This window comes from Telluria sp. LT1R51-2 (genome assembly GCF_059685775.1).
Genome location: NZ_JCASIM010000002.1, coordinates 336,013 through 356,521, shown reverse-complemented (window position 1 = coordinate 356,521; position 20,509 = coordinate 336,013). Strand labels below are relative to the sequence as shown.

General features: G+C 66.5%; 15 protein-coding genes. 6 read left to right on the top strand and 9 right to left on the bottom strand.

Going from position 1 to position 20,509, the window contains the following annotated elements; translation table 11 throughout:
- The first annotated feature begins 3 nt into the window (after positions 1–3).
- From AC56LH_RS19825 to AC56LH_RS19815, 3 genes are read left to right on the top strand one after another with little or no spacing between them, the layout of a single operon-like run.
- The gene (locus AC56LH_RS19825) at positions 4–987 is read left to right on the top strand and encodes a BatA domain-containing protein (RefSeq protein WP_499649011.1); all 984 of its coding nucleotides are present in this window, start codon (positions 4–6) and stop codon (positions 985–987) included.
- Positions 971–3,058 carry a hypothetical protein gene (locus AC56LH_RS19820; RefSeq protein WP_499649009.1) on the top strand — a complete coding sequence of 696 codons (2,088 nt, stop codon included), beginning with the start codon at positions 971–973 and terminating at the stop codon, positions 3,056–3,058. The genes AC56LH_RS19825 and AC56LH_RS19820 overlap by 17 nt, the downstream gene beginning before the upstream one ends.
- On the top strand, positions 3,055–4,590 hold the full coding sequence (locus AC56LH_RS19815; protein WP_499649008.1) for a hypothetical protein: 1,536 nt from the start codon (positions 3,055–3,057) through the stop codon (positions 4,588–4,590). Before AC56LH_RS19820 ends, AC56LH_RS19815 begins: the two co-directional genes overlap by 4 nt.
- Positions 4,591–4,853: 263 nt before the next feature.
- On the opposite strand, the gene AC56LH_RS19810 is transcribed toward AC56LH_RS19815, so the two are convergent.
- A complete protein-coding gene (locus AC56LH_RS19810) occupies positions 4,854–7,277 on the bottom strand; it encodes a TonB-dependent receptor plug domain-containing protein (protein ID WP_499649006.1) in 2,424 nt (807 codons plus the stop codon).
- Positions 7,278–7,699: 422 nt separating this feature from the next.
- On the opposite strand from AC56LH_RS19810, the gene AC56LH_RS19805 reads away from it, so the two are divergent.
- Together AC56LH_RS19805 and AC56LH_RS19800 are read left to right on the top strand one after the other, a co-directional pair.
- On the top strand, positions 7,700–7,897 hold the full coding sequence (locus AC56LH_RS19805; protein ID WP_482896984.1) for a hypothetical protein: 198 nt from the start codon (positions 7,700–7,702) through the stop codon (positions 7,895–7,897).
- A gap of 1 nt (position 7,898) precedes the next feature.
- Positions 7,899–8,402, top strand: a complete 504-nt coding sequence (locus tag AC56LH_RS19800; RefSeq protein ID WP_499583025.1) for a hypothetical protein — start codon at positions 7,899–7,901, stop codon at positions 8,400–8,402.
- Here AC56LH_RS19800 and AC56LH_RS19795 read toward each other — a convergent pair.
- The 8 genes from AC56LH_RS19795 to AC56LH_RS19760 all read right to left on the bottom strand — a co-directional run bounded on the left by AC56LH_RS19795 (position 8,371) and on the right by AC56LH_RS19760 (position 18,431).
- Positions 8,371–9,153, bottom strand: coding sequence for a spermine/spermidine synthase domain-containing protein (locus tag AC56LH_RS19795; RefSeq protein ID WP_499649004.1), 783 nt, complete (start codon positions 9,151–9,153; stop codon positions 8,371–8,373). The two genes, AC56LH_RS19800 and AC56LH_RS19795, sit on opposite strands and share 32 nt — an antisense overlap.
- A gap of 55 nt (positions 9,154–9,208) precedes the next feature.
- Positions 9,209–10,558 (bottom strand): sensor histidine kinase, encoded by a 1,350-nt coding sequence (locus AC56LH_RS19790; protein WP_499649002.1) that lies wholly within the window; start codon positions 10,556–10,558, stop codon positions 9,209–9,211.
- Entirely contained in the window at positions 10,555–11,898 is a 1,344-nt protein-coding gene (locus AC56LH_RS19785; protein WP_499649000.1) for a sigma-54-dependent transcriptional regulator, read from the bottom strand. Before AC56LH_RS19785 ends, AC56LH_RS19790 begins: the two co-directional genes overlap by 4 nt.
- 29 nt (positions 11,899–11,927) lie before the next feature.
- The gene (locus AC56LH_RS19780) at positions 11,928–13,160 is read right to left on the bottom strand and encodes an ABC transporter permease (RefSeq protein WP_499648998.1); all 1,233 of its coding nucleotides are present in this window, start codon (positions 13,158–13,160) and stop codon (positions 11,928–11,930) included.
- 31 nt (positions 13,161–13,191) lie between these two features.
- Positions 13,192–14,499 (bottom strand): ABC transporter permease, encoded by a 1,308-nt coding sequence (locus AC56LH_RS19775; protein ID WP_499648996.1) that lies wholly within the window; start codon positions 14,497–14,499, stop codon positions 13,192–13,194.
- Positions 14,500–14,508: 9 nt separating this feature from the next.
- Positions 14,509–15,222, bottom strand: a complete 714-nt coding sequence (locus AC56LH_RS19770) for an ABC transporter ATP-binding protein (protein ID WP_499648994.1) — start codon at positions 15,220–15,222, stop codon at positions 14,509–14,511.
- Positions 15,223–15,238: 16 nt separating this feature from the next.
- Complete coding sequence (locus AC56LH_RS19765) at positions 15,239–16,507, bottom strand: efflux RND transporter periplasmic adaptor subunit (protein WP_499648992.1); 1,269 nt, start codon at positions 16,505–16,507, stop codon at positions 15,239–15,241.
- Positions 16,508–16,652: 145 nt separating this feature from the next.
- The gene (locus AC56LH_RS19760) at positions 16,653–18,431 is read right to left on the bottom strand and encodes a YbhB/YbcL family Raf kinase inhibitor-like protein (protein WP_499648990.1); all 1,779 of its coding nucleotides are present in this window, start codon (positions 18,429–18,431) and stop codon (positions 16,653–16,655) included.
- 221 nt (positions 18,432–18,652) lie between these two features.
- Between AC56LH_RS19760 and AC56LH_RS19755 the strand changes: the two genes are divergently transcribed.
- Entirely contained in the window at positions 18,653–20,236 is a 1,584-nt protein-coding gene (locus AC56LH_RS19755) for a MutS-related protein (RefSeq protein ID WP_499648988.1), read from the top strand.
- The last annotated feature ends 273 nt before the right edge of the window (positions 20,237–20,509 follow it).

Here is a 20,509-nt window from a genome sequence, read left to right as displayed (position 1 = left end):
CCCATGAATGCACTCTGGTGGTTTGCGCTTCCCGTATTGCTGCTGCCGGTCTGGTGGCACCGGCGCAAGCGCGTGCAGAATCAGGCCGCGCTCATGGCCACTGCGCGTTTCCTGCCGCGCACCGAGCCGAAACAGACGCGCGTGTGGCGCTGGAGCGATCCGTTGCTGCTGCTGGTCCGCATGTTATTGCTGGCCTGCCTGATTGCCTGGCTGGCCGATCCCGTCTACCCGTGGCGCGGCGACACGGTGGTCGTGACCGCGGGCGCTGATAAGGTCTGGGTCGAGCGCGAAGTGGGGCAAGCCGGCCTGGCTGGGGCCGAGCGCGTGACGCTGCCAGCGGCGCAGGCATTGAGCTGGCTGCACACGCACGAACGCGAGTGGACGGGCGACGCACGCCTGCTGGTGCTGGGCGACGTGCCGATGCCGGCCACGAAGCCGGTGTTTGGCCGCGAGGTGACCGTGCGCACGCAGCCGACTGCGCCAGCCAACGTCGAGCGGCATGTGGTCATCGCCAGCGAGCGCCCGCAGGCCTGGCGCCGCCTGTTCGCGGCGCAGGATGGCGTCGAGAAGATCGTCGTGGATGATGCGCCGGGCGCCAGGACGGACCTGATCATCTGGGACCGCGCCGAGGCGCCGACTGCCACGCTGCGCGCGGCGCTGTGGTGGGTGACCCATCCTGCGGCGTTCCCCGAGCTGGCCAAGGCGCGCACGCTGAACGGTTTGCAGTACGCCGACAGCGCGCGTGGCCGCCTGTGGCATCACCCCGCATGGCCGCCGCAGGATGTCGACGCCGCGCGTGCGCTGCTCGACACCTGGCAGCAGCTGCACATCGGGCCGCGTCCCTACACCTTGCCGTCGCAAACGTTTGCCGCCTCGAAAGGCGCCAACGCACCGGCGCCGAGCGGCGCACTGCGCGACATCCTGCTGGCCATCCTGGTTGGCTTGTTCGTCCTTGAAAGGAGTCTCGCGCATGCACGGAGGCGTTGAGATCACCAAACGCGTATGGCGCGCAGCCCAGCTGCGCCGCATGCCGCTCTGGATCGGCGGAGCCTTGCCCTGGCTGGTCATTCCGTCGGGTCCGGGTTTGCTGGCCTGGGCCGGCTGGTGCGCGCTGGACTGGGTCAAGCTGCGTCGCCGCGTGGCGTACGAATGGCCGGCGTGGCTCGATGGCGCCGTGCCCGAGATGGAAGACAGTGCGGCCTTGCTCGACGCGGCCGACACGCCAATCGCGCGCCTGCAGCAGCAGCGCCTGTTCGCGCGGCTCGATGCCGCCGTCTCGCGTCAGCAGCTGCGCCAGATCGCGCGCCAGCATGTGTCGAGCGGTCTGCCGATCCTGCTGGTCAGTGCGGTGCTCGCCGGGATGGTGTGGTACGCGACCACGCGGCCGTCGCAAGAAGGCGCGGTCACGCCGCCCAGCCCCGTCAGCAGCGCGACCGCCGCCACGCTGGCCGGCCTGACGCTCAAGCTCGCGCCGCCGGCCTACACTGGCGTGGCGGCATCCACCTCGGCGCCGCACGACCTGCAGGTGCCCGAGCAGACGGTCGTGACCTGGTGCCTGACCGGTGGCACGGGCGGCAACAATAAAATCGAGCTGGGTAACGGTGAAACACTCGAACCCGGTGAACAATGCGCGCGCTGGACGGCCACCGAATCGGTCGTCTGGCGCTGGCGCGGCGCGCGCCACACGCTGCGCGTGATTCCCGATGCGCCGCCCGAGATCACGATCAGCGCCCCGGCGCAGATGATCCAGGACCTGCGCGACAACGCGACCGGCACCACCATGACGGTCCAGGTCAAGGACGATTACCGGATCACCCGCGCGACGCTGCACATGACGCTCGCGCAAGGCAGTGGCGAGAACGTGCGTTTTACGGACCGCGAGATGCCGCTGCCGGCATCAAACAATCCCAGGCTGCGCAACTGGTCCAAGACATGGGCTTTGGACGAACTGGCGATGGAGCCGGGCGACGAGCTGTATTTTTTCGTCCGCGCGACCGACAACGCGGGCCGCGCGCAGACCGTGCAATCGCCCACCTACACGGTGCGGCGTCCGGCGCCGGAGCAGGAAGCCGAAGAAGAGAGCGCGGCGATGCCGTCGCTGGTGAAGCCGGCATCGCTGCGCAGCCAGCGCCAGATCATCATCGACACCGAACAGCTGATCGCCGACATGCGCAGCACGAAGCTCGCAGCGGCCGACGTGCGTGACCGCAGCGAGCGGATCGGCGACGACCAGGCGCAGTTGCGCCGCCGCTATGGCCAGTTCCTGGGCGAAGAGTCGACGCTGTTCGGCGAAGAAGCGGCCAAGGCACCACGCGCCGCGGAGAAGCCCGTGGAAGAAGAGGGTCACGAGGGCCACGACCATGCGCCCGGTGGCCATGATCACGATCATGGTGAGCAGAACGTGCGCAAGGGCGGCATCGTCAACGACACGCAGCAGATCCTCGCAACCTATGGCCACGCGCACGACGAAGCCGAGAACGCGACGATGTACGACGAAGGCACCAAGAAGGTGCTGCGGCGCGCGCTGGTCGCGATGTGGGACGCCGAAAAATCGCTGCGCGCGGTCACGCCAAAAAGCGCGCTGGCTCCCGAACACAAGGCCCTGGAAGCGATCAAGGAACTGCAGCAGGCCGAGCGCATCTACCTGCACAAGACCGCCTTCACGCCGCCACCGATCAAGGAAGAAAAGCGCATGACGGGCGAGATGGATGGCGCCGCGAGCTACCGCCGCACGCAGGCGGAGCAGGCGGCGGCGCTGCCGGAAGAGCTGCGCACGCTGGTGCAGGCGCTGTCGGGCGAGGCCGCGCTGCCGGCGCTGTGGATGCGCACCGCGAACGACTGGGTGCGCACGCGCCTGGTCGAGGACGAGCAGCGCCTGGCAGCGCAGCGCGCGATCCAGGACGTGGCCGACGGCTGCATCGCGTGCCGCCCGGTCCTGCGCGCGTGGTTGCGTTCCGGCGCGGGGCAGGGGCAGGTGCTGTTGCAGGCGAAGACCAGTGTCGACACGGCGTTCGCGCGCCGCTGGCGCGAGTCGGCTGATGGAGTGACCAAGCCATGAACCAGCAGTGGCTCATCGCCGCCATCCTCGTGGCAGGCATCGTCAGCGCCGGGCTGTATCTGCGCCGCCGCCAATGGCTCGATGCGCTGCTGGTCATCGTCGCCGCCGCGAGCCTGGGCCTGTTCGCGCTGGATATGCGCATGCCGGGCGAGGGCGGCCGCACGCTGGCCATCGATCCGGCCGCGCCACCGGCGTCGCTGGAGGGTGTCAGCAGCTTGACGCTGAAGGGCGACGGCCTGCGCGCCGCCGAATGGAATGATTTACCGGCGCGACCGTTGGCTTGGGACGCGCCACGCGGCGGCGCGCTGCGGCTGGAGTTCCCTGGTCAGGTAGCGCTGGGCCGCCAGTTCACGCTGACGGTCAAGCGCGAGGACAAGACAGACGCACGGCTGCAACTGCTGGCCGAGAATGGCCAGCAGCTGGCAGAGGCGCGTGGCACCGGCAACCTGCGTGTCGACTGGATGCCACCGGTGGCCGAGCGCGTCGTGCTCAAGGCGCGGCTGCTTGACGCCAAGGACAAGGTGATTGCCGAGGGACCGATTCCATTCATCGTGCACGAACCTGCGCCGCTGCAGGTCGTCGGCCGCTTTGGCGCGCCATCGTTCGACCTGCGCGCGCTGAATGACCTGCTGACCACGGGCGGCGCGCTGCTCGACTGGCAAGTCACGCTGGGCCGCGCAATCACGCGCACCGAAGCGCCGCGCACCGAGATGGCATCGCCCAACCTGATGGTGATCGATGCCGCGCGCTTCGAGCGGATGGCGGCCGGCGAACGCGCCGCGCTGCTGGACCGCGTGGCCAAGGGCATGCCGCTGCTGGTTCTGGGCGGCAACGCGAACGATCCGGGCGTCTGGTCACGCACGCTGCAACTGCCGCTGCGCGCACAGCCACTGGGCGCCAAGATTGATGCGCCACTGGAGATGCCGGTGGCCTCGCTGCTACCCGCATCGCGCGACGCCGGTCCATGGCGCGGCACTGACAATATGGTCTGGACCCGCGACTGGCAACAGGGCCGCATCGCCTGGCTGGGCGTGACCGAATGGCACCGCCACGCAATCGCCGAGCCGCGCGCGCTGGCGCTGTGGTGGCAGGGCGTGCTGGACCGCGTGGGCGTCGAAGAGCGGCACAAGACCGAATGGCTGGTGCCAAGCGACATGCCGCTGGCAGGTCAACGCCTGGAACTCTGCGCGCGCGGCGTCAGTGGCCAGCTAACGCTTCCTGACTTGAAGCAGTCGCTCAACTGGCAGCGTCGCGCAGACCGCGCCGATGCATCATGCGCAGCGCTATGGCCGCAAAAGGCGGGCTGGTTGCAACTGCAGGACCAGAACGCCGGCCCGCATGCAATCTACGTATATGCCACGAACGACTGGCCCGAATGGCAGGCAGCCGAAAGGCGCGACGCAACGGCGCACTACGCCGCCCGTTCGCAGATCCAGCTGGCGAACGGACCAACACGCCCCGCGCCATCCTGGCCATTCGCACTCGCTTTCGCAGCAGCCATGCTGCTGCTGTGGTGGCGCGAGCGACGCTAAAACAAAAGCCGGGGTCAGGTCTGACATTCGGACACGGCCCCAGCTGTAGCGATGCATCCTCAGAACGGCTATGCAAAAAACCGTCCTGAAATCGATCGCAAAGACGCACCTTCTTTACTTTTCTGAACTCGGATCGAGCCACTACTGAAGAGCCCGTGTCCGAATGTCAGACCTGACCCCCGCTGTTCTGCATGACCCCCGCTGTTCTGCAGAGGTCGTGTCCGAATGTCAGACCTGACCCCCGCTGTTGAACTATCAGCCCATCAGAACGTGTAGTCCGCTTTCACATACGCCGTGCGACCGTTCATCCCGAACGGGCAGGTTTCCCAGCAGTAGGTGAAGCCCAGTTGCGGGAAGGGGGCTGCGCGGACCGGGTCCCATTTGGTTGGGTAGGTGTTGAACAGGTTGTTGATCCCCGCCGACAGGCTCAGGCTCTTGTTGAACGTGTAGCGGCCCGTCAGGTCGACGATCCATTTGGCTTCCCACGTCTGCACGAATGGCGCCGTGAAGCCCTGGCCCTGTACTTCGCCGAAGTAGTTCGCACGGCCTGTCACGTTCCACGCGCCGGCCGTGTAGTCGGCCGATACCACGTGGTGCTTGCGCGGCTGGCCGCGTTCGATCAGCGTCACCTGTGCATCGTCGAACAGCTGCGCGCCGGTCAGCACGGGCGATTGCGAATTGCGCGCCTTGACCTCGGTCTTGTTGAAGCCCAGCTGGCCGGACAGCACCAGGGTCGAGCCCTGGCCGCGGATGGTCTGCTGCGCCACCAGGTCCAGGCCCGTGGTCGAGGTGTCGATCGCATTGGTGAAGAACTGCGCCTGGCCCACGCGCAGCGGATCGAGGATCGCGCGGATCGGGCAGGCGGCAGGGGTTGCGCAGGCGCCCGACTCTGGCGAGATCGTGCTCGAGAACACGATGCGGTCGTCGATCCTGGTGCGGTACACGTCGGCGGTCAGCGAGAACGTGGTGGTCGGCCGCAGGATTACGCCGATGCTGGCGCTCTTGGACGTTTCTTCTTTCAGCGGTGCGATGCCGAAGGCGCGCGTGACGGCGCTGTCTTCGCGCGCCGTCAGCGTTTCGGTCAGCACGCCGGCCGAATTCAGGTTGGTCGAGACCGAGCTGTAGAACTTCTGCTGCACGCCCGGTGCCCGGAAGCCTGTCGATACGCTGCCGCGCACCCCCAGCGAGTGGCTAGGGTCCCAGCGTGCATTGAGCTTGCCGATCGTCGTGTTGCCGAAGTCCGAATAGCGCTCGTGCCGCACTGCTGCGCCGACCGAGACATCCGGGCCGAACTTGCGTTCCAGGTCGACGTAGAAGGACGTGTTGTGGCGGCCCTGGTCGACCGCCGTCGACGGCGTGTAGCCGGGGAAGCCCTGGATGCCGGAGGCAGCGATACCGCCGGTCTGGTCGCGGATGATGATCGCAGGATTGTTGGTGCGGCCGTACTGGTATGAGACCGGGTCGCCCGCCTCGATCTCGTAATTGTCGCGGCGCCATTCGACGCCGGCAGCGACGAACAGCTCGCCGCCCATCAGGTTCACCGGGCCCTTGAAGTCGAGGTTGAACGTGGTCTGCTCGAACTTGAGCGTGCCGGTGTCGGCTTCGCGCGGCGATTCGCCGTTCTCGTACCAGTAGCTGACGTTGATCGAGTTCCGTTCGTGGAACTGGAGCTGGCTGCGGCCGTGGTTCACGCTCGCGTCCACCGACCAGTCGCGGCCCAGGTCGTGGCGATAGCCGACGGCGAGCGACGCATCCTGCACGGTGGTGACGATGTTCGGCAGGAAGCCTTCCGGGTACACCGCCGGGACGTTGCGCCCGTCTTCTTTCGGGCGGAAGAAGCCGCCCGAATCGCCCTTGCGTTTCGAGGCGCCGCCGAACGCATACAGCTCGCCCCCGCCCATCGGCAACGCGGAATTCATCCACAGGTAGTAATCCTTGGCGTTGCTGTCGCCCAGGCGCTGGGTCACGCGCGGTGGATTGACGCGCGCCGTGTCCAGGCCGGCGCGGTTGGTTTCGTCGCGTTTGCGTGCTTCGACCGACAGGTTCAGGTAGCCGCCGTCGCTGCCCAGCGCGAAGCCGCGGCTGGCGCTTGCGGAATACGTGTCGCCATCGCCTTCATCGGTCGTGCCGGCGCTGGCGCTGAGGGTGCCGTTGCCCACGCCCTTCTTGAGGATGATGTTGATGACGCCCGCGATGGCGTCCGACCCGTACTGGGCGGCGGCGCCGTCGCGCAGCACTTCGATCGACTGGATCGCCGACAGCGGGATCGCGTTGATGTCGGTGCCGGCCGAGCCGCGGCCGATCGTTTGCTGCACGTTGACCAGCGCCTGCTGGTGGCGGCGCTTGCCGTTGATCAGCACGAGCAGCTGGTCGGGGCCGAGGCCGCGCAGCGTGGCGGGACGGATGATGTCGGTGCCGTCGCTGACAAACGTCGACGTGAAGTTGAACGACGGGTCGAGGTCTTGCAGCACCTTGCCCAGTTCGAGCGTGCCGGCCGACTGGATGTCTTTCGTGCTGATCAGGCCCACCGGTACGGCAGTGTCGAGCGCCGTCTTGGCCTGGGTGCGCGAGCCGAGCACCACGACTTGCGACATATTGCTGTCGGCCTCCTGGGCGCCGGCTGGTGCGAGCGCCGCCAACAGGGCCGACGCCAGCAGGGCGCGTCGTGGCAGTGTGTTCTTCTTCATCCTCTGTCCCCTCTTTGTATGGATTTTATGTCGCCCTGTTATCAGAGCTTCATTTAATCTTAGCAACGGGGTGGGTTGACGACGACGACACACTTGAAATAAGTAAATACGAACGTGGCTATAAAGCAAATGCGTAGTACAAAAGAGACAGCTTTGCCTATATGACGATACTTTTATGAGTAGCGAGTAGTGCCTTGAGTATTAAGTACTTTTTCTGTGGAAACAATGTTTGAAAGGTATTGTTTATTTGTTACGTTATTTAACAAGTTTTTCAAATGTGCGCACCATAAGACACGCTAGGATAGACACGAACTGATGCCAGATAGGCATGACGGCAGGCGGGGAGCATTCCGCCGACTGGATCTCGACCTTGTCTGCGCGCCGCGCGGGCCGGATCCGCCGACAACCGCAGGCAGCACACCATGATCCAGCGACGAACCGACGAGCGAACCGCGCTTGCCACCGAATATGCGTTATTCCTGGCCGAGACGCGCGGCGTCAACGCGGGGCTGGTCTACCTCGAAAGCTGCAACGTCTCACGAGAGATCCTGCTGCGCGCCATGCAGGATCCCGCCGCCCGGCGTGTCCGGGAACGGCGCCAACGGCAACGGAACGATTAGCATGAATATCACCCAGCTTTGCAAACGCTATGGCCTCGAGCATTACGGCAGCCTCGAGAGCGCCTGGGACGCCCACAGCGCAACCGGCATCGTGCTGATGCAGCTCTGGCACGCGCCCAACCAGAAGATCAACGACCACCCACTCCCGGGCGCGCAGCTGCGCGTGCGCTGTCTCGACGCGTCTGACATCCCGGTGCCGCTGGACGATGCACGGGCCGCGCGCGGGCGCAGCATCGAAGCGGTGGAGGGGGGCGCGCGTGGCTACGCCGCGATGTCGATTCCGCCGACGCAGTCGCGCGGGGCCGGCGCCTGGGCCAAGTACGCCAACCTGGAACGCGTGTTCCCCGTGCTGGCGCTCGAGCGCGAGTCATGCGGCACCGTGTTTGCCGTGCTCGGCGCGCCAGTGCCCGCGTCCGAACTGGGCGTCGCGTCGGCCGATCCGGCGTATCGCGCAGCCACGGGGCGCCACCAGATCAGCCTTGATGGTCGCGCATCCATTCCTTGAGACCGTTCACCCAGTTCTTGGCCGGCAGGTTCAGGCGCCGCTTGATCTCGCCGGCACGCTCGTAGAGCACTGAAAAGTCCAGCTGTGGCGCGTCCCGGAACGCCACCACGACCACATTGGCATCGTGCACCTCGGGCAGCCAGACAACCGCGTCGAAGACCTGCTCCATGTTCAGGAAATTCTTGTCGTAGTTGCTGAAGTCGCCGAACACATTGGCGGTCATGACGCCGCCCGGCGCCAGGCAATCCAGGCAGCCCTGGTAAAACGCTTGCGAATCGAGCACCGGGCCGCGCGCGTCCTGGTCGTACAGGTCCACCTGCAGCACGTCGGCCTTGCCGTGGTTGGCCGGATCGAGCACGAAGTCCATCGCGTCCTGCTCGCGCACGTCCAGGCGCGCATCGTTTTCCGGCAGGCCGAACAGGGCGCGGCAGATCGCGATTACGTTGGGATTGAGTTCGACGGCCGTCACGCGCGCATCGGGAAACCGCGCATACGTGAACTTGGTCAGCGCGGCGCTGCCCAGGCCAAGCTGCACGACGTGGCGCGGCGCGCTCTGGAACAGCGTCCACATCATCATCATCTGCACGTATTCGAGCTCGATCGTGTCCGGCTTGGCCAGCCGCATCGCGCCCTGTACCCACGAGGTGCCAAGGTGCAGAAAGCGCACGCCCTCGAATTCGTCGATAGTGGCGGGTGGGTGGCCGGGCTGGGCGAAGCGCGGATCGATGACGGTAGGGGACTTGGCGGACATGGCACGAAGCGGTGGAGGGCAAAGCCGATGTTACCAGAGCCGTCGCTGCAGGCTCTCAGGTCGCCGCCAGCGCCGGCAGGAACAGCGTCACGGCCAGGCCGCCGCCGTCGCGATTGGCCAGCAGGATGCGCCCGCCGTGCGCCTCGGCGATCTCGCGCGCGAGCGCAAGGCCAAGGCCGGTGCCGGCGCGCTTGGTCGAATAGAACGGCACCAGCGCGTGCGTCAGCACCGCGTCGCTCATGCCGCTGCCGCGGTCCATGACGTCGATGCGCACCTGGTCCTGCACGCGCCGTATCTGCAACTGCACGGCCTCTGGCCTGGAACCCGACTCGTGCGCGTTCTTCAAGAGATTGAGCAGCGCCTGCTCGAGCTGCGCGGCGTCGATCCAGGCTGCATCCAGCGGCAGTTCTCCCGCGACGGTAAAGGGCACCTGGCCGGCCAGGCGCGTGACCAGGGCAGGCCAGCTGCAGGCTTCCAGGCGGGGCGTGGGCAGCTTGGCAAAGCGCGCGTAGCCCGAGATGAAGCTCTCCAGGTGGCGCGTGCGCTCGCCGATCGTTTCCAGGATCTGAGGCAAGCGTTCAAGCTGGCCGCGCCGAACCAGCTCGGCCCCGGAGTGCGCGAGCGACGCCAGTGGCGCCAGCGAGTTGTTCAATTCGTGGCTGATCACGCGGATGACTTTTTTCCAGGTCTGGACTTCCTGACGCCGCAGTTCGACCGTCAGGTGGCGCAGCAGCAGCAACTCGTGGCGCCGGCCATTGAGTGTGAAGGTGCTGCGCGCCAGGTGATAGACCTCTTCGGCCTCGCCTTCGCCAGCGGTAAACAGGCCGTCGCCACCGCGCGCCAGCGCGTCGCGCAGGGCTGCCGAGGCGCCATCGAGCACCGCCCGCAGGCTGTGGCCTTCGAGCTTGCGCCCCTGCGCCAGCAACTGGCGCGCGGCGATGTTGGCGAACACGATGGCGCCGCCGGGCGTCGTCGAATCGGCCACCAGCAGCATCGCCACCGGTGTGTTCTGTACCATCGAGTCGAGCAGCAGCTCGCGCTGCACCAGCCCCAGGCGCTGCTCGCGCAGCACGTTGCCCAGGTTGTTGTGGGCGGCAATCAGGTCACGCAGTTCATCGTTGTGCGGCCAGTGCAGGCTGCACGAAAAGTCGCCGTCGCGGTAGCTGTCGACGGTGCCCTCGAGTGCCCGGAACAGCGACAGCACGGGCTGCAGCTGCGCGCGCAGCGTGATGACGGCCAGCGGCACCAGCCCAAGCAGGCAGATGGCCAGCACCAGCAGTGGCCGGGCGGGCAGCAGGTGATCCAGCAGCAGCGCGGCGATGACCGCCAGCGCAAGCAGGGTGCCCACCAGCGCCGACAGCCGCGTGACCAGGGAAAACCTGGGCTGGTGCTCGCTGCCCGTCATGGCCGCGCGATGCCCAGCCGCTCCATGCGGCGGTACAGCGCCTGGCGCGACAGGCCAAGCTCGGCGGCCGCCTGCGCCACCACGCCGCCCGCACGCGACAGGGCCGCCACGAGCGCGGCGCGGTCCGGCTCCGCTTCCTGACTTGATACCGGTGCCGGCGTGCTCGCTGCCGGCAGTCCCAGGTCGGCCACCATGACGGTATCGCCATGCGACAGCAGGCTGGCGCGCGCCATCACGTTTTTCAGTTCACGCACATTGCCGGGCCACGGATAGGCCATCAGCGCCGCTTCGCTGGCCGGGTGCAGTGCCTTGCCGGCGGCCAGGAACGAACGGGCCAGCGGCAGGATGTCACCCGGGCGTGCACCCAGTGACGGCAGGCGCAGCTCGATCACGTTCAGGCGGTAGAACAGGTCTTCGCGAAAGGTGCCGGCGCGGATCATCGCGCCCAGGTCGGCATTGGTGGCGCTAATCACCCGCACGTGTACCTGGCGTTCGCGGTTCGAGCCCAGGCGCTCGAAGCGCCCCGTCTCCAGCACCCGCAGCAATTTCATCTGGCCGGCCAGCGGCAGGTTGCCGATTTCGTCGAGGAACAGCGTGCCGCCATCGGCTGCTTCGAACTTGCCTTCGCGTGCTTTCGATGCGCCCGTGTAGGCGCCGGCGTCGGCGCCGAACAACTCGGCCTCGATCAGCTCGGACGGCAGGGCGCCGCAATTGAGCACCACGAACGGACCGTCTGCCACCTGCGAGTTGGCCTTGATGATGTCGGCGATACGTTCCTTGCCGGCGCCGTTCGGGCCAGTAATCAGCACCGGCACGTCGGCGCGCGCGACCTGGCAGGCCAGGTGCAGCACGCGTTCGGTGGCCGGGTCTTGCCAGACCAGGCCGCGCAGGTCGAAGTTCTGCTCGAGCGCCAGGCGCGCCTTGCGTTCGTGCTGCAGGCGGCTGCCCAGCTCTCGGCTGGCTTGCCCCAGCTCGATCAGGTTGCTGACGGTGGCCAGCAGGCGCTCGTCGTTCCACGGCTTGGGCAGGTAGTCGGCGGCGCCGGCCTTGACCAGGTCGACCGCCGCGTCCAGGTGCGTCCACGCGGTCAGCAGGATCACCGGCAGGTCGGGGTGGCGCGCGCGGATCGCGCGAAACAGCGCCACGCCTTCTTCGCCTGACGTGGTGTCGGCCGTGAAGTTCATGTCCTGGATCACCAGGTCGATTGGCTCGCGCGCCAGCAGGTCCAGGCCTTCTGCGGGCGAAAGCGCGCGCAGCGTGGCGATGTCGTGCAGCGAAAACAGCACGTCGAGCGCCATGGCGACGGCGGCGTTGTCGTCAATGATGAGAACTGTGGGCATGGTCGCCAGCATAGCACCCGCGCACCGGCTCACAGGCTGCGGGTGGCCAGCGCCGGCGACGTACTGGCCGCGCGCCAGGCCGGGCCATACGCCGCCAGGATGCCGATCACCCAGAACATCAGGGCGCCGCCGATCAGGTACGCCATCGGCAGGCGCGCCATCTCGAGCTTGGTCACCAAAAGCTGGTTCAGACCCACGCCCAGCAGCACGCCGCCGATCACGCCGGCGCTCGTGATCATCACGTTCTCGACGATGAAGTAGCGCAGGATGTCGATCCGGCGAGCACCAAGCGCACGCCGCACGCCGATCTGCTTGCGGCGCTGGGTTACCCACAGGCTGGCCATGCCGACGATGCCGCTGCAGGTCACCAGGAGCAGCAGCACGCTGACCGTCACCAGCATCCACGACAGTGCAAGGTCGGCGCGGTAGCGGTTCTTGCGGTCTTCTTCGGTTGTCTTGATGCGCATGATCATCGGCGTGGCCGACGATGCGCGCAGCGCCTGCTCGGCGGCCTGCATCACACGGTCGCGCTGCCCCGGTTCGCTGCGCATCGCATACATCGCACCCCCACTGCCATAGTGACGTGCGGGCATGATCATCGAAAATTCGCCGCGCTCGCCCACTTCGGCGTGGGCGCTTCCCAGGCGCTCGACCACGCCGATCACCCGGGCGCCGGGCGCGCCATCGCCGATGCCGAAGTACAGGGTCTTGCCCACCGCCGATGCGCCGGGCCACAGCTTGCCGGCCAAGGCGCGCGTCACGATCATCTGTGTTGGCACCTCGGCGTTGGTCGTTTCGTTTACCTCGGGGATGTCCTGGCTGGCAAAATCGCGTCCTTCGACCAGTTGCAGGCCCAGGGCCCTGACCAGCGAATCGCCCGTGAAATAGGTCGATGCGTAGGTGCTTTCGCGCGCCTGGCGCGGATCTGCCGCGATGCTGGACGTGCCGCCGCTGCTGGACATCGGCATCTGCGATACCTGCGCTACCGCCACCATGCCCGGCACCGCGCGCAGCACCTGGAGCTCGCGCTTGATCGAGGCGAGCATCTGTTCCGGCGTGTCCTGGTTCAGATGACGCAGCGAAAAATAGAAGGTCGCGGCTTCGTCCTGCAACCCCGATGGCCGCGCCGCCACGGCGCGCCGGTCATTGACGATGTGCAGGGCATTGGCCAGGATCGCCAGGCTCAGGGCGACCTGCATGGCCACCAGAATGGGGCCGGTCTTGTTGCGCATGAGCGCCGACAGGATGGGGCGGATTTCCATGGTCAGTCTCTCGTGGTTACTGGATAAGGGTTCATTGCGATTTGAGCTGGATGGCGGGCGTGACCTGACACGCGCGCCAGGTTGGCAGCAGGCCCGCGATCACTGCAGCGGCAATCGACAGCACGAAGGTCAGCGCCAGCATTTGCCAGTCCATGCGCGCCACGGCCGCCATGTCCTTGCTCTGCATGCCGATCAGGGCCAGCGCGCCGACGGCCAGCCCCAGTCCCAGTACGCCGCCGGCCACGCCTACCACGCCCGTCTCGATCAGGAACTGGCGGAAGATGTCGCGCTTCGACGCGCCCAGGGCGCGGCGCACGCCCACTTCGGCGGCGCGTACCGAGAACTTTGCCAGCAGCAGGCCGACCGTGTTGACCAGGCACAGGGCCAAAAAGCCGAAGGCAAGCCAGGCCGACAACCGGGTGTCGTTGCCCACCACTTTCTGCTTTTCCATCCATCCCATGACGTCGTACAGTTCGACTGGCGCCGGTCGCGGCAGGCGGCCCAGCTTGCGCTGCTCGCTGGCGTAATTCTCGAGCGCGCCCTGCAGGTCGGCGCGATCGGCACCCGAGCGGGTCTCGAACCAGAGCTGGATCCAGGTGCACTCCGAGGCCAGCAGGCTGGCGTAGCCTGGATCGCGGACCTGGCTGCAATTGACGCTGCCGTAAGGCTGCAGTTCCTTGCGCACGGCGGTGGCCATCGGGATCATGAACTCTTCACCGGTGGCCGGGCCGCTGCCAATCAGCTTGTAGTAGCGCGGCATCGGGTTCCAGTCGCCCAGCACGCCCACCACGGTGAACGGTTCGCCGCCCATGCGCAGGCGCTGGCCAACCGGGTTGGTCTCGCCGAACATTTTTTCGGCCACGGTGCGGTTCAGGATCACCACATTGGCCCCGCGCGCTTCGTCCTCGGCACTCCACGGCTGGCCGTAGCGAAACGGCACGTCGAACATCGCGAAGAATGTACGTGTCGGCGCCAGGCCATACGCCTGGAACGGGGCGCTGCCGGCACGCGGCGGCTCGACCGGCATGCCGGTGGCGAACATGGCGACGCCACGTTCGGCTGGCGCGATGCGCAGCAAATTCATCGCGTCCTGGTACGTTGACTGCATATCGATCGGCTCCGATCCAGGGACGTAACCGCTGCGCCCACCGTTGTCGATGAACGGCACGAACAGGCGCTCGCTCCTGGATGGAATCGGGTCGCCCGACATCGCGTGCAGGATGGTCAGCGTGGACACGCTGGCCGCCACGCCGATCGCCAGCGTCAGCACCATCAGCACGGTGAGATACGGATTGCGGCGCAGGCTGCGCACGCCAAGCATCAGGTAATAGCCGAACATCGCCGCTCCTTATGCCGTGACGTCGGTATGGGCCTGGTGCAGCGATGGGGCGCGCCGCACGAGGTCCGACACCTGGCCGTCGATGATGTGCACGTTGCGGTGGGTGCGCACGGCCAGCTCCGGGTCGTGGGTTACCATCAGGATCGTGGTGCCGGCGGCATTGATTTCTTCGAGCAGTTCCATGACGCCGCGCGCCATCTGCGTATCGAGATTGCCGGTCGGTTCATCGGCCAGCAGCAGTTTCGGACTGCCGGCCAGTGCGCGCGCGATCGCCACGCGCTGCTGCTGGCCGCCCGAGAGTTCGGCCGGATAGTGCTTCATGCGCGAGGCCAGGCCCACCTTGCCCAGCGCATCCTCGATGCGTTCCTTGCGCTCGCGCGTATTGAAACCGCGGTAGCGCAGTGGTACGTCGACGTTGTCGAACAGGTTCAGGTCGGGAATCAGGTTGAAGCCTTGGAAGATGAAGCCGAGCTTTTCGTTGCGCAGGCGCGAGCGCGCTGCGTCGTCCAGGCCCTTGACGTTCACGCCGTCGAGAATGAATTCGCCCGACGTGAATTCTTCGAGCAGGCCGGCGATGTTCAGGAAGCTCGTCTTGCCCGAGCCGGACGGGCCGGTCACGGTGACGAATTCTCCCTGGTTGACGTGGATCGCGAAGCCGCGCAGCGCGTGCGTCTCGATCATGTGGGTGCGGTACACCTTGCTCAGGTTGGTCATGCGCAGCATAGTCTGGCTCCGTGGTTCATTGATTGATTGAGACGCGTGCGGCATTGTCGAAGGCATCCGTGCCCGACACCACCACCTTGTCGCCGGCTTTCAGGCCGTCGATGATTTCAACGGCCGAGATACTGGTGGCGCCGATCCGGATTGGCGTACGCACCGCCACGCCGTCGTGCAGTACGTAGGCATGGCGCCCGCCTTCGTTTTCGACGAACGGGCCGCGCTGCACCATCAGCACATCCGGTTTTTCCTCGATCAGCAGGCGCGCGCTGACGCGCTGGCTCTGGCGCAGGCCGGTCGGCTGCGCGCCATCGAAGCGCACCCGCGCCAGCACTTGGTTCTTGACCACTTCGGGCGACAGCGCCGACAGCGTGCCGATGGCGCGGCCCGACGGCAGGGTGATCTCGGCGCGCATGCCCAGGCCCATGTCGCCGGCATAGGTTTCGGGCACTTCCAGTTCGACTTCCAGCCGCGACAGGTCCACCAGCGTCATCAACGGCGCGTTGGCGGCGACCACCATCCGGTTCTGCACATTGAGCGTGCCGATGAAGCCATCGACAGGCGCGCGCACGGTCAGTTCGTCGACGCGGCGCTGGGCATTGGCCATCGACAGGCGCTGGCGTTCGAGTTCATTGGTCTTGGTCTTGATCGCCAGTTCGACGTCGTCACCTTCGAGCGCGGCGGCCTGCCTGGCGTGGCGGGCGCGGATGCCGGCCGAATTGACCGCATCCTTGGCCTTCTGATAGTCGATCTTGGCGATGATGCCGATCTGGCCGACGCTGTCGTAGCGCTCCAGCGTGCGCTGGGCCGACAGGCGGTCGATCTCGGCGGTGTCGGCTTCGCGCTGCGCCAGCAGCTTCTGCTTGCGCGACAGGATCTGCTGGCGCGCCACTTCGGCCTTGAGCTGCTCCCAGGTCGACACCTCGCGCTTGAGGGCATCGGTCAGGTCGGGCGATTCGAGCAGCGCCAGCACGTCGCCCTTCTTGACCGTGTCGCCGGCGGCGACCTTCAGGTTGACGGTGGCCGGGGCGGTGGCATACAGCGTGGGACTGACGGCGGCGACGACGCGGCCATTGACGGCGGCGTCGCGCACCAGCGTGCCGCGCGCCACCTCAGCGATGCGGATGCGGCTGGCCGAGACGCTATGTTCGCTGTTGTTCCAGGCGGCGTACAGCGTGGCGCTGACGGCAACCAGCGCAGCGGCCGCGCCGATCATCAAAGCGTGGCGCTTGAATCGTTGCGCCGGGGGTGGCGTCAGGGTGGTGTCCTGCCGGGATGGCTCGGGGATCATGGTGGTCCAGTAACGACGGTGTAATGGTCGTTATTGCACGATCCGTGCCAGGCGTTAAGTCATTGATTCGTATGGCGGACAGGCGCGGACACCGCTGTCCGCGGTGTCCGTCCGGGCGGCCGCGGACACGGCCGCAGGTCAGGGTTTACTTCTGCGGCTTCTGCTTCTGCGCGTACTTGCCGACGATTTCGCCCTTGGCCAGTACATGGCCCTTCATCGCAGCCAGCACCTGATCGCGGTCGGCGCCGAACGGCACGTCCAGCATGGTGTCGAGCGCCATCACCTGGAAGTGGTAGCGGTGCGCGGCTTCACCCGGTGGCGGCTTCGGCCCGTAGTAGCCCGGCGAACCGCGCGTCGTGAGGCCTTGCAGTACGCCGTCCGGATCCGACAGACGGGCTTGCTCCTGCACGCCTTCCGGCACGCTGGTGACATTGGCCGGGATATTCCACATCACCCAGTGCACGAAGGGCAGGGCGGGTTTGGCGTCCGGGTCTTCCGCGATGATCACGTACGACTTCGCACCTGCTACGCCTTTCCACGACAGCGCCGGCGAGACGCCATCGGCGTACTCGGTGTAGCGCTCGTTCATCATGCCGTTGGCCGCAAAGCTCGGCGACGTTACCGTCATCTGCCCCTTGGCCTCGGTCTCGGGACGCTTGAGCGCCAGCGGCACATTGGTGCCCTTGCTGGTTTGCTGTTCGAGCGGGCCTGCTGGCGCCTTCGGCGGCGTGGCCGCCATCGCCTTGCCACCTGTATAGGCGACGCGGTAGATCACGCCATTGGCATCGTCCGCCATCAGCAGCGAACCGTCCTTCGCCATCGCCAGTCCGACCGGGCGCGCGATGTGGGTCTTGCCGCCGTCAGTCAGGAAGCCCGTGACGAACGGCTCGACTTTGGTCGGCTGACCGTTCTGGTAGCGCACGCGCGCGATCTCGTAGCCCGATGCCGGCACCCGGTTCCACGAGCCGCGCATCGTCACGAAGGCGTCGCCCTGGTACTCGGCCGGGAACGCGCTGCCAGCGCCGAACACCCACTGCATCGGCGCTGCGTGCGCGGTGTAGCCGAGCACCATCGGCGTGCTGCGCGCTTTCCACTGCTCCTTGGTGATCTCGCCCACGGGCGTGCTTTGCGGGTAGATCTCATTGGCGCCATACACGTGCGGCCAGCCATATTGTTTACCCAGTTCGATCTTGTTGATCTCTTCGGCCTGCACGTCGTCGCCCAGGAAGTCGATACCATGGTCGAAGCCCCACAGCTCGCCCGTCGTCGGATGCCAGGCGTAGCCGATCAGGTTGCGCAGGCCGCTGGCAAAGATGGTGCGCTGCTTGCCGTCCGGCGAAATGCGCAGCAGCGTGGCGTTTTCGGGATTGCTCTCGTTGCAGGTGTTGCAGGTGCTGCCCACGCTCAGGTAAAGCATGCCGTCCGGGCCGAAGGCCATCGTGCGGTTCGGGTGCTGGCCCGAGTCGGGCAGGTCGCCGATCAGCATCTTGAGTTCGCCCAGGCGGCCATCCTTCTGGATGTCGGCCACGAACAGCTCCTTGACCGTCACCAGATACAGCTTGTTGTCGCGGATCGCGAGGCCATGCGCGCCGGCGCGGTTGGCCACCGTGATTGGCTCACCGTCGGCGCGGCCGTCGTTGTTGGTGTCGCGCAGCAGCAGCACGTCGCCCTGGTCACGGCGGCTCACATAGATGTCGCCGCTGGGCGCGACGGCGATGATGCGGGCGTTTTTCAGGCCGGTTGCAAACGCGCTGACCGTGAAGCCGGGCGGCGCCTTGAGTGCACGGATCCGCTCGGGCGTCGCTTCGACCTTGTTGGGCTTCCAGACGTTGATCTTGGTGGAGAACTGGGTGCCGTCGCCCTGCTGGGCGGTGGCGGAGCCGAACACGAGACATAGTGCGGCGGCGAGCGAAGCGCGTTTCATGAGGGCCTGCCTTTCCTGGACATTGTTATAGAGATGGTCAAGAAGGCATCGTGCCAGTGTTTACCGCCCCGGTATGTTGGGAAACGAACATTGTCCGTAGCAGCGTTCATTATGCAAAAAAGATAATTTCGCTACTGGAACGTTTTCCTTCTTGCAAGTTCGCCAGATCGTCTGCACATGCGCCTGGCAACCGGCGCCGCCGGCTCTTTTCAGGACTGACCTTGTCGTCGTTCGACCACCTGCAGCATCTCTGGCGTTCCGCCATCGCCACACTGGCGCCATCGACCGCGCCGCCGCCGAACCACTTCTTTACGCCCCAGGATATCGGGCGCCTGCACGAGCAGGATGGCGCTAACCCTGCCAGCATCGATGCCCAGACCTGGGACGATCTGCTGCTGCCATCGTTCGAGGACAAGCTGGTGCCCGATGCCAGCATCTTCGGCCGCCAGGTGCTGCACCGACGCCTGCGCGCGGGCATGGACGATGCCACCTGCAGCGCCCAGCGCACGCGCCTGCAAGGCCTGATCGCGGACCCGGCACGCCTGGCCGCGCTGCACGCGCAACTGCGGATGCTGCGCCATGCGGATGTCGACGTGGCCGTGCTGCTGTTCGGCGATACGCCGCCCGTAACGCCGTGGTGGGCGCGCTGGTTATGGCTGCTACCGGTGCTGCTGCTGGTGTCGGTCGCGGCGCTGGTGACGTTGCCGTTCGGCTGGGTGCTGACGCTGGCTGCGCTCGCACCGCTGATGGCGCTGCAGATCCGCTATCACCAGGAGATCGAGGGCTGGACCGAGACCATTCGCTCGTTGGGCGCGCTGCTTGCCACCGTGGGCCTGCTCGGCAAGGGCGGCGGGGCGTTGACCGAACCGTTCGTGGCGGCGCGCGCGGCCGCCGCGCATCTGCATGTGCGCCTCGACCGGCCGTTCGCGCTGCGCATGATCCCGGGCGGCAGGCAGTATGCCGACTGGTTCGCTGCCGGGAATATCGCGCATTACTTCAGGACGGCGCGCATCGTGTTCGGGCAGCGCGCGTTTCTGCGTGAGTGCTATCTGGCGTGCGCCAACCTGGAAGCCGACGTAGCACTGGCGTGGCATTTGAGCGCGATGCCCCGCTGGTGCTGGGCCGAACGTGGCGGGGCGCGCGAGCTGCTGCTGGAGAATGGCGTGCATCCGTTGATGGCGCAGCCGGCGCCGCTGTCATTGTCGCTGCATGAGCGCGGCGCGTTCGTCTCGGGCCAGAACGCGTCGGGCAAGAGTACCTTCCTGCGCATGGTGGGCCTGAACCTGCTTGCGGCGCGCGCGTTCGGCTTTTGCTACGCCACGCGGGCGCGCCTGCCGGCGGTGCCGGTGCGCGCCAGCATGCAGAACGAGGATTCGCTGCTGGGCGGCGAGAGCCTGTACATGGCGGAGTTGCGGCGTGCCCGCGAACTGCTCGAGGCAGCCGGCCAGCCGGCGGGCGTGTGCCTGATCGACGAGGTGTTTCGTGGCACGAACCATCTCGAGTCGGTGTCAGCTGCCGCTGCGGTGCTCGAGCAGTTATCTAAGCACGACCTGGTGTTGGTGTCGTCGCACAATCTGGTGCTTGCGCCGCTGCTGCAGGCGGGGTTTGACGCCATCTGCATCGATACGACCAGCGGCCGGCCGATGCTGCAGAAGGGCGTGCTGCGCAATCCGAACGGGATTGCGCTGCTGGCCAGGGAGGGTTTTGGTCCGCAGATCGAGGGCAGGGCGGCGGAAGTGGCGCGCTGGTTGAGCGGCCACTTGCTGGAGCCGGCCACCGGCGCGCCGACGGCGCAGCAGGCCTGACCGGCTTGGGACGCCTGACAAAGACCTGCTACTTCGTCTGGCCGCAACATGCTTGTACACTGAGCCATACCGATCGGCCGCTTGCCAAAAGCAGACCTTGGGACACGCTCAAATCATGCATTCCAAACCGAGGATGACATGGTGCACTTAGGTCGTTCAGTACTTTGGTTTTGTTGGGCAGTCATACCGTGAGCTTATCCCGCTACCATGCTGCACCGCCAAACGGGCACGATTCGTGCAACCAAGCCGCTACCGCGCTACCATACCGCCGTT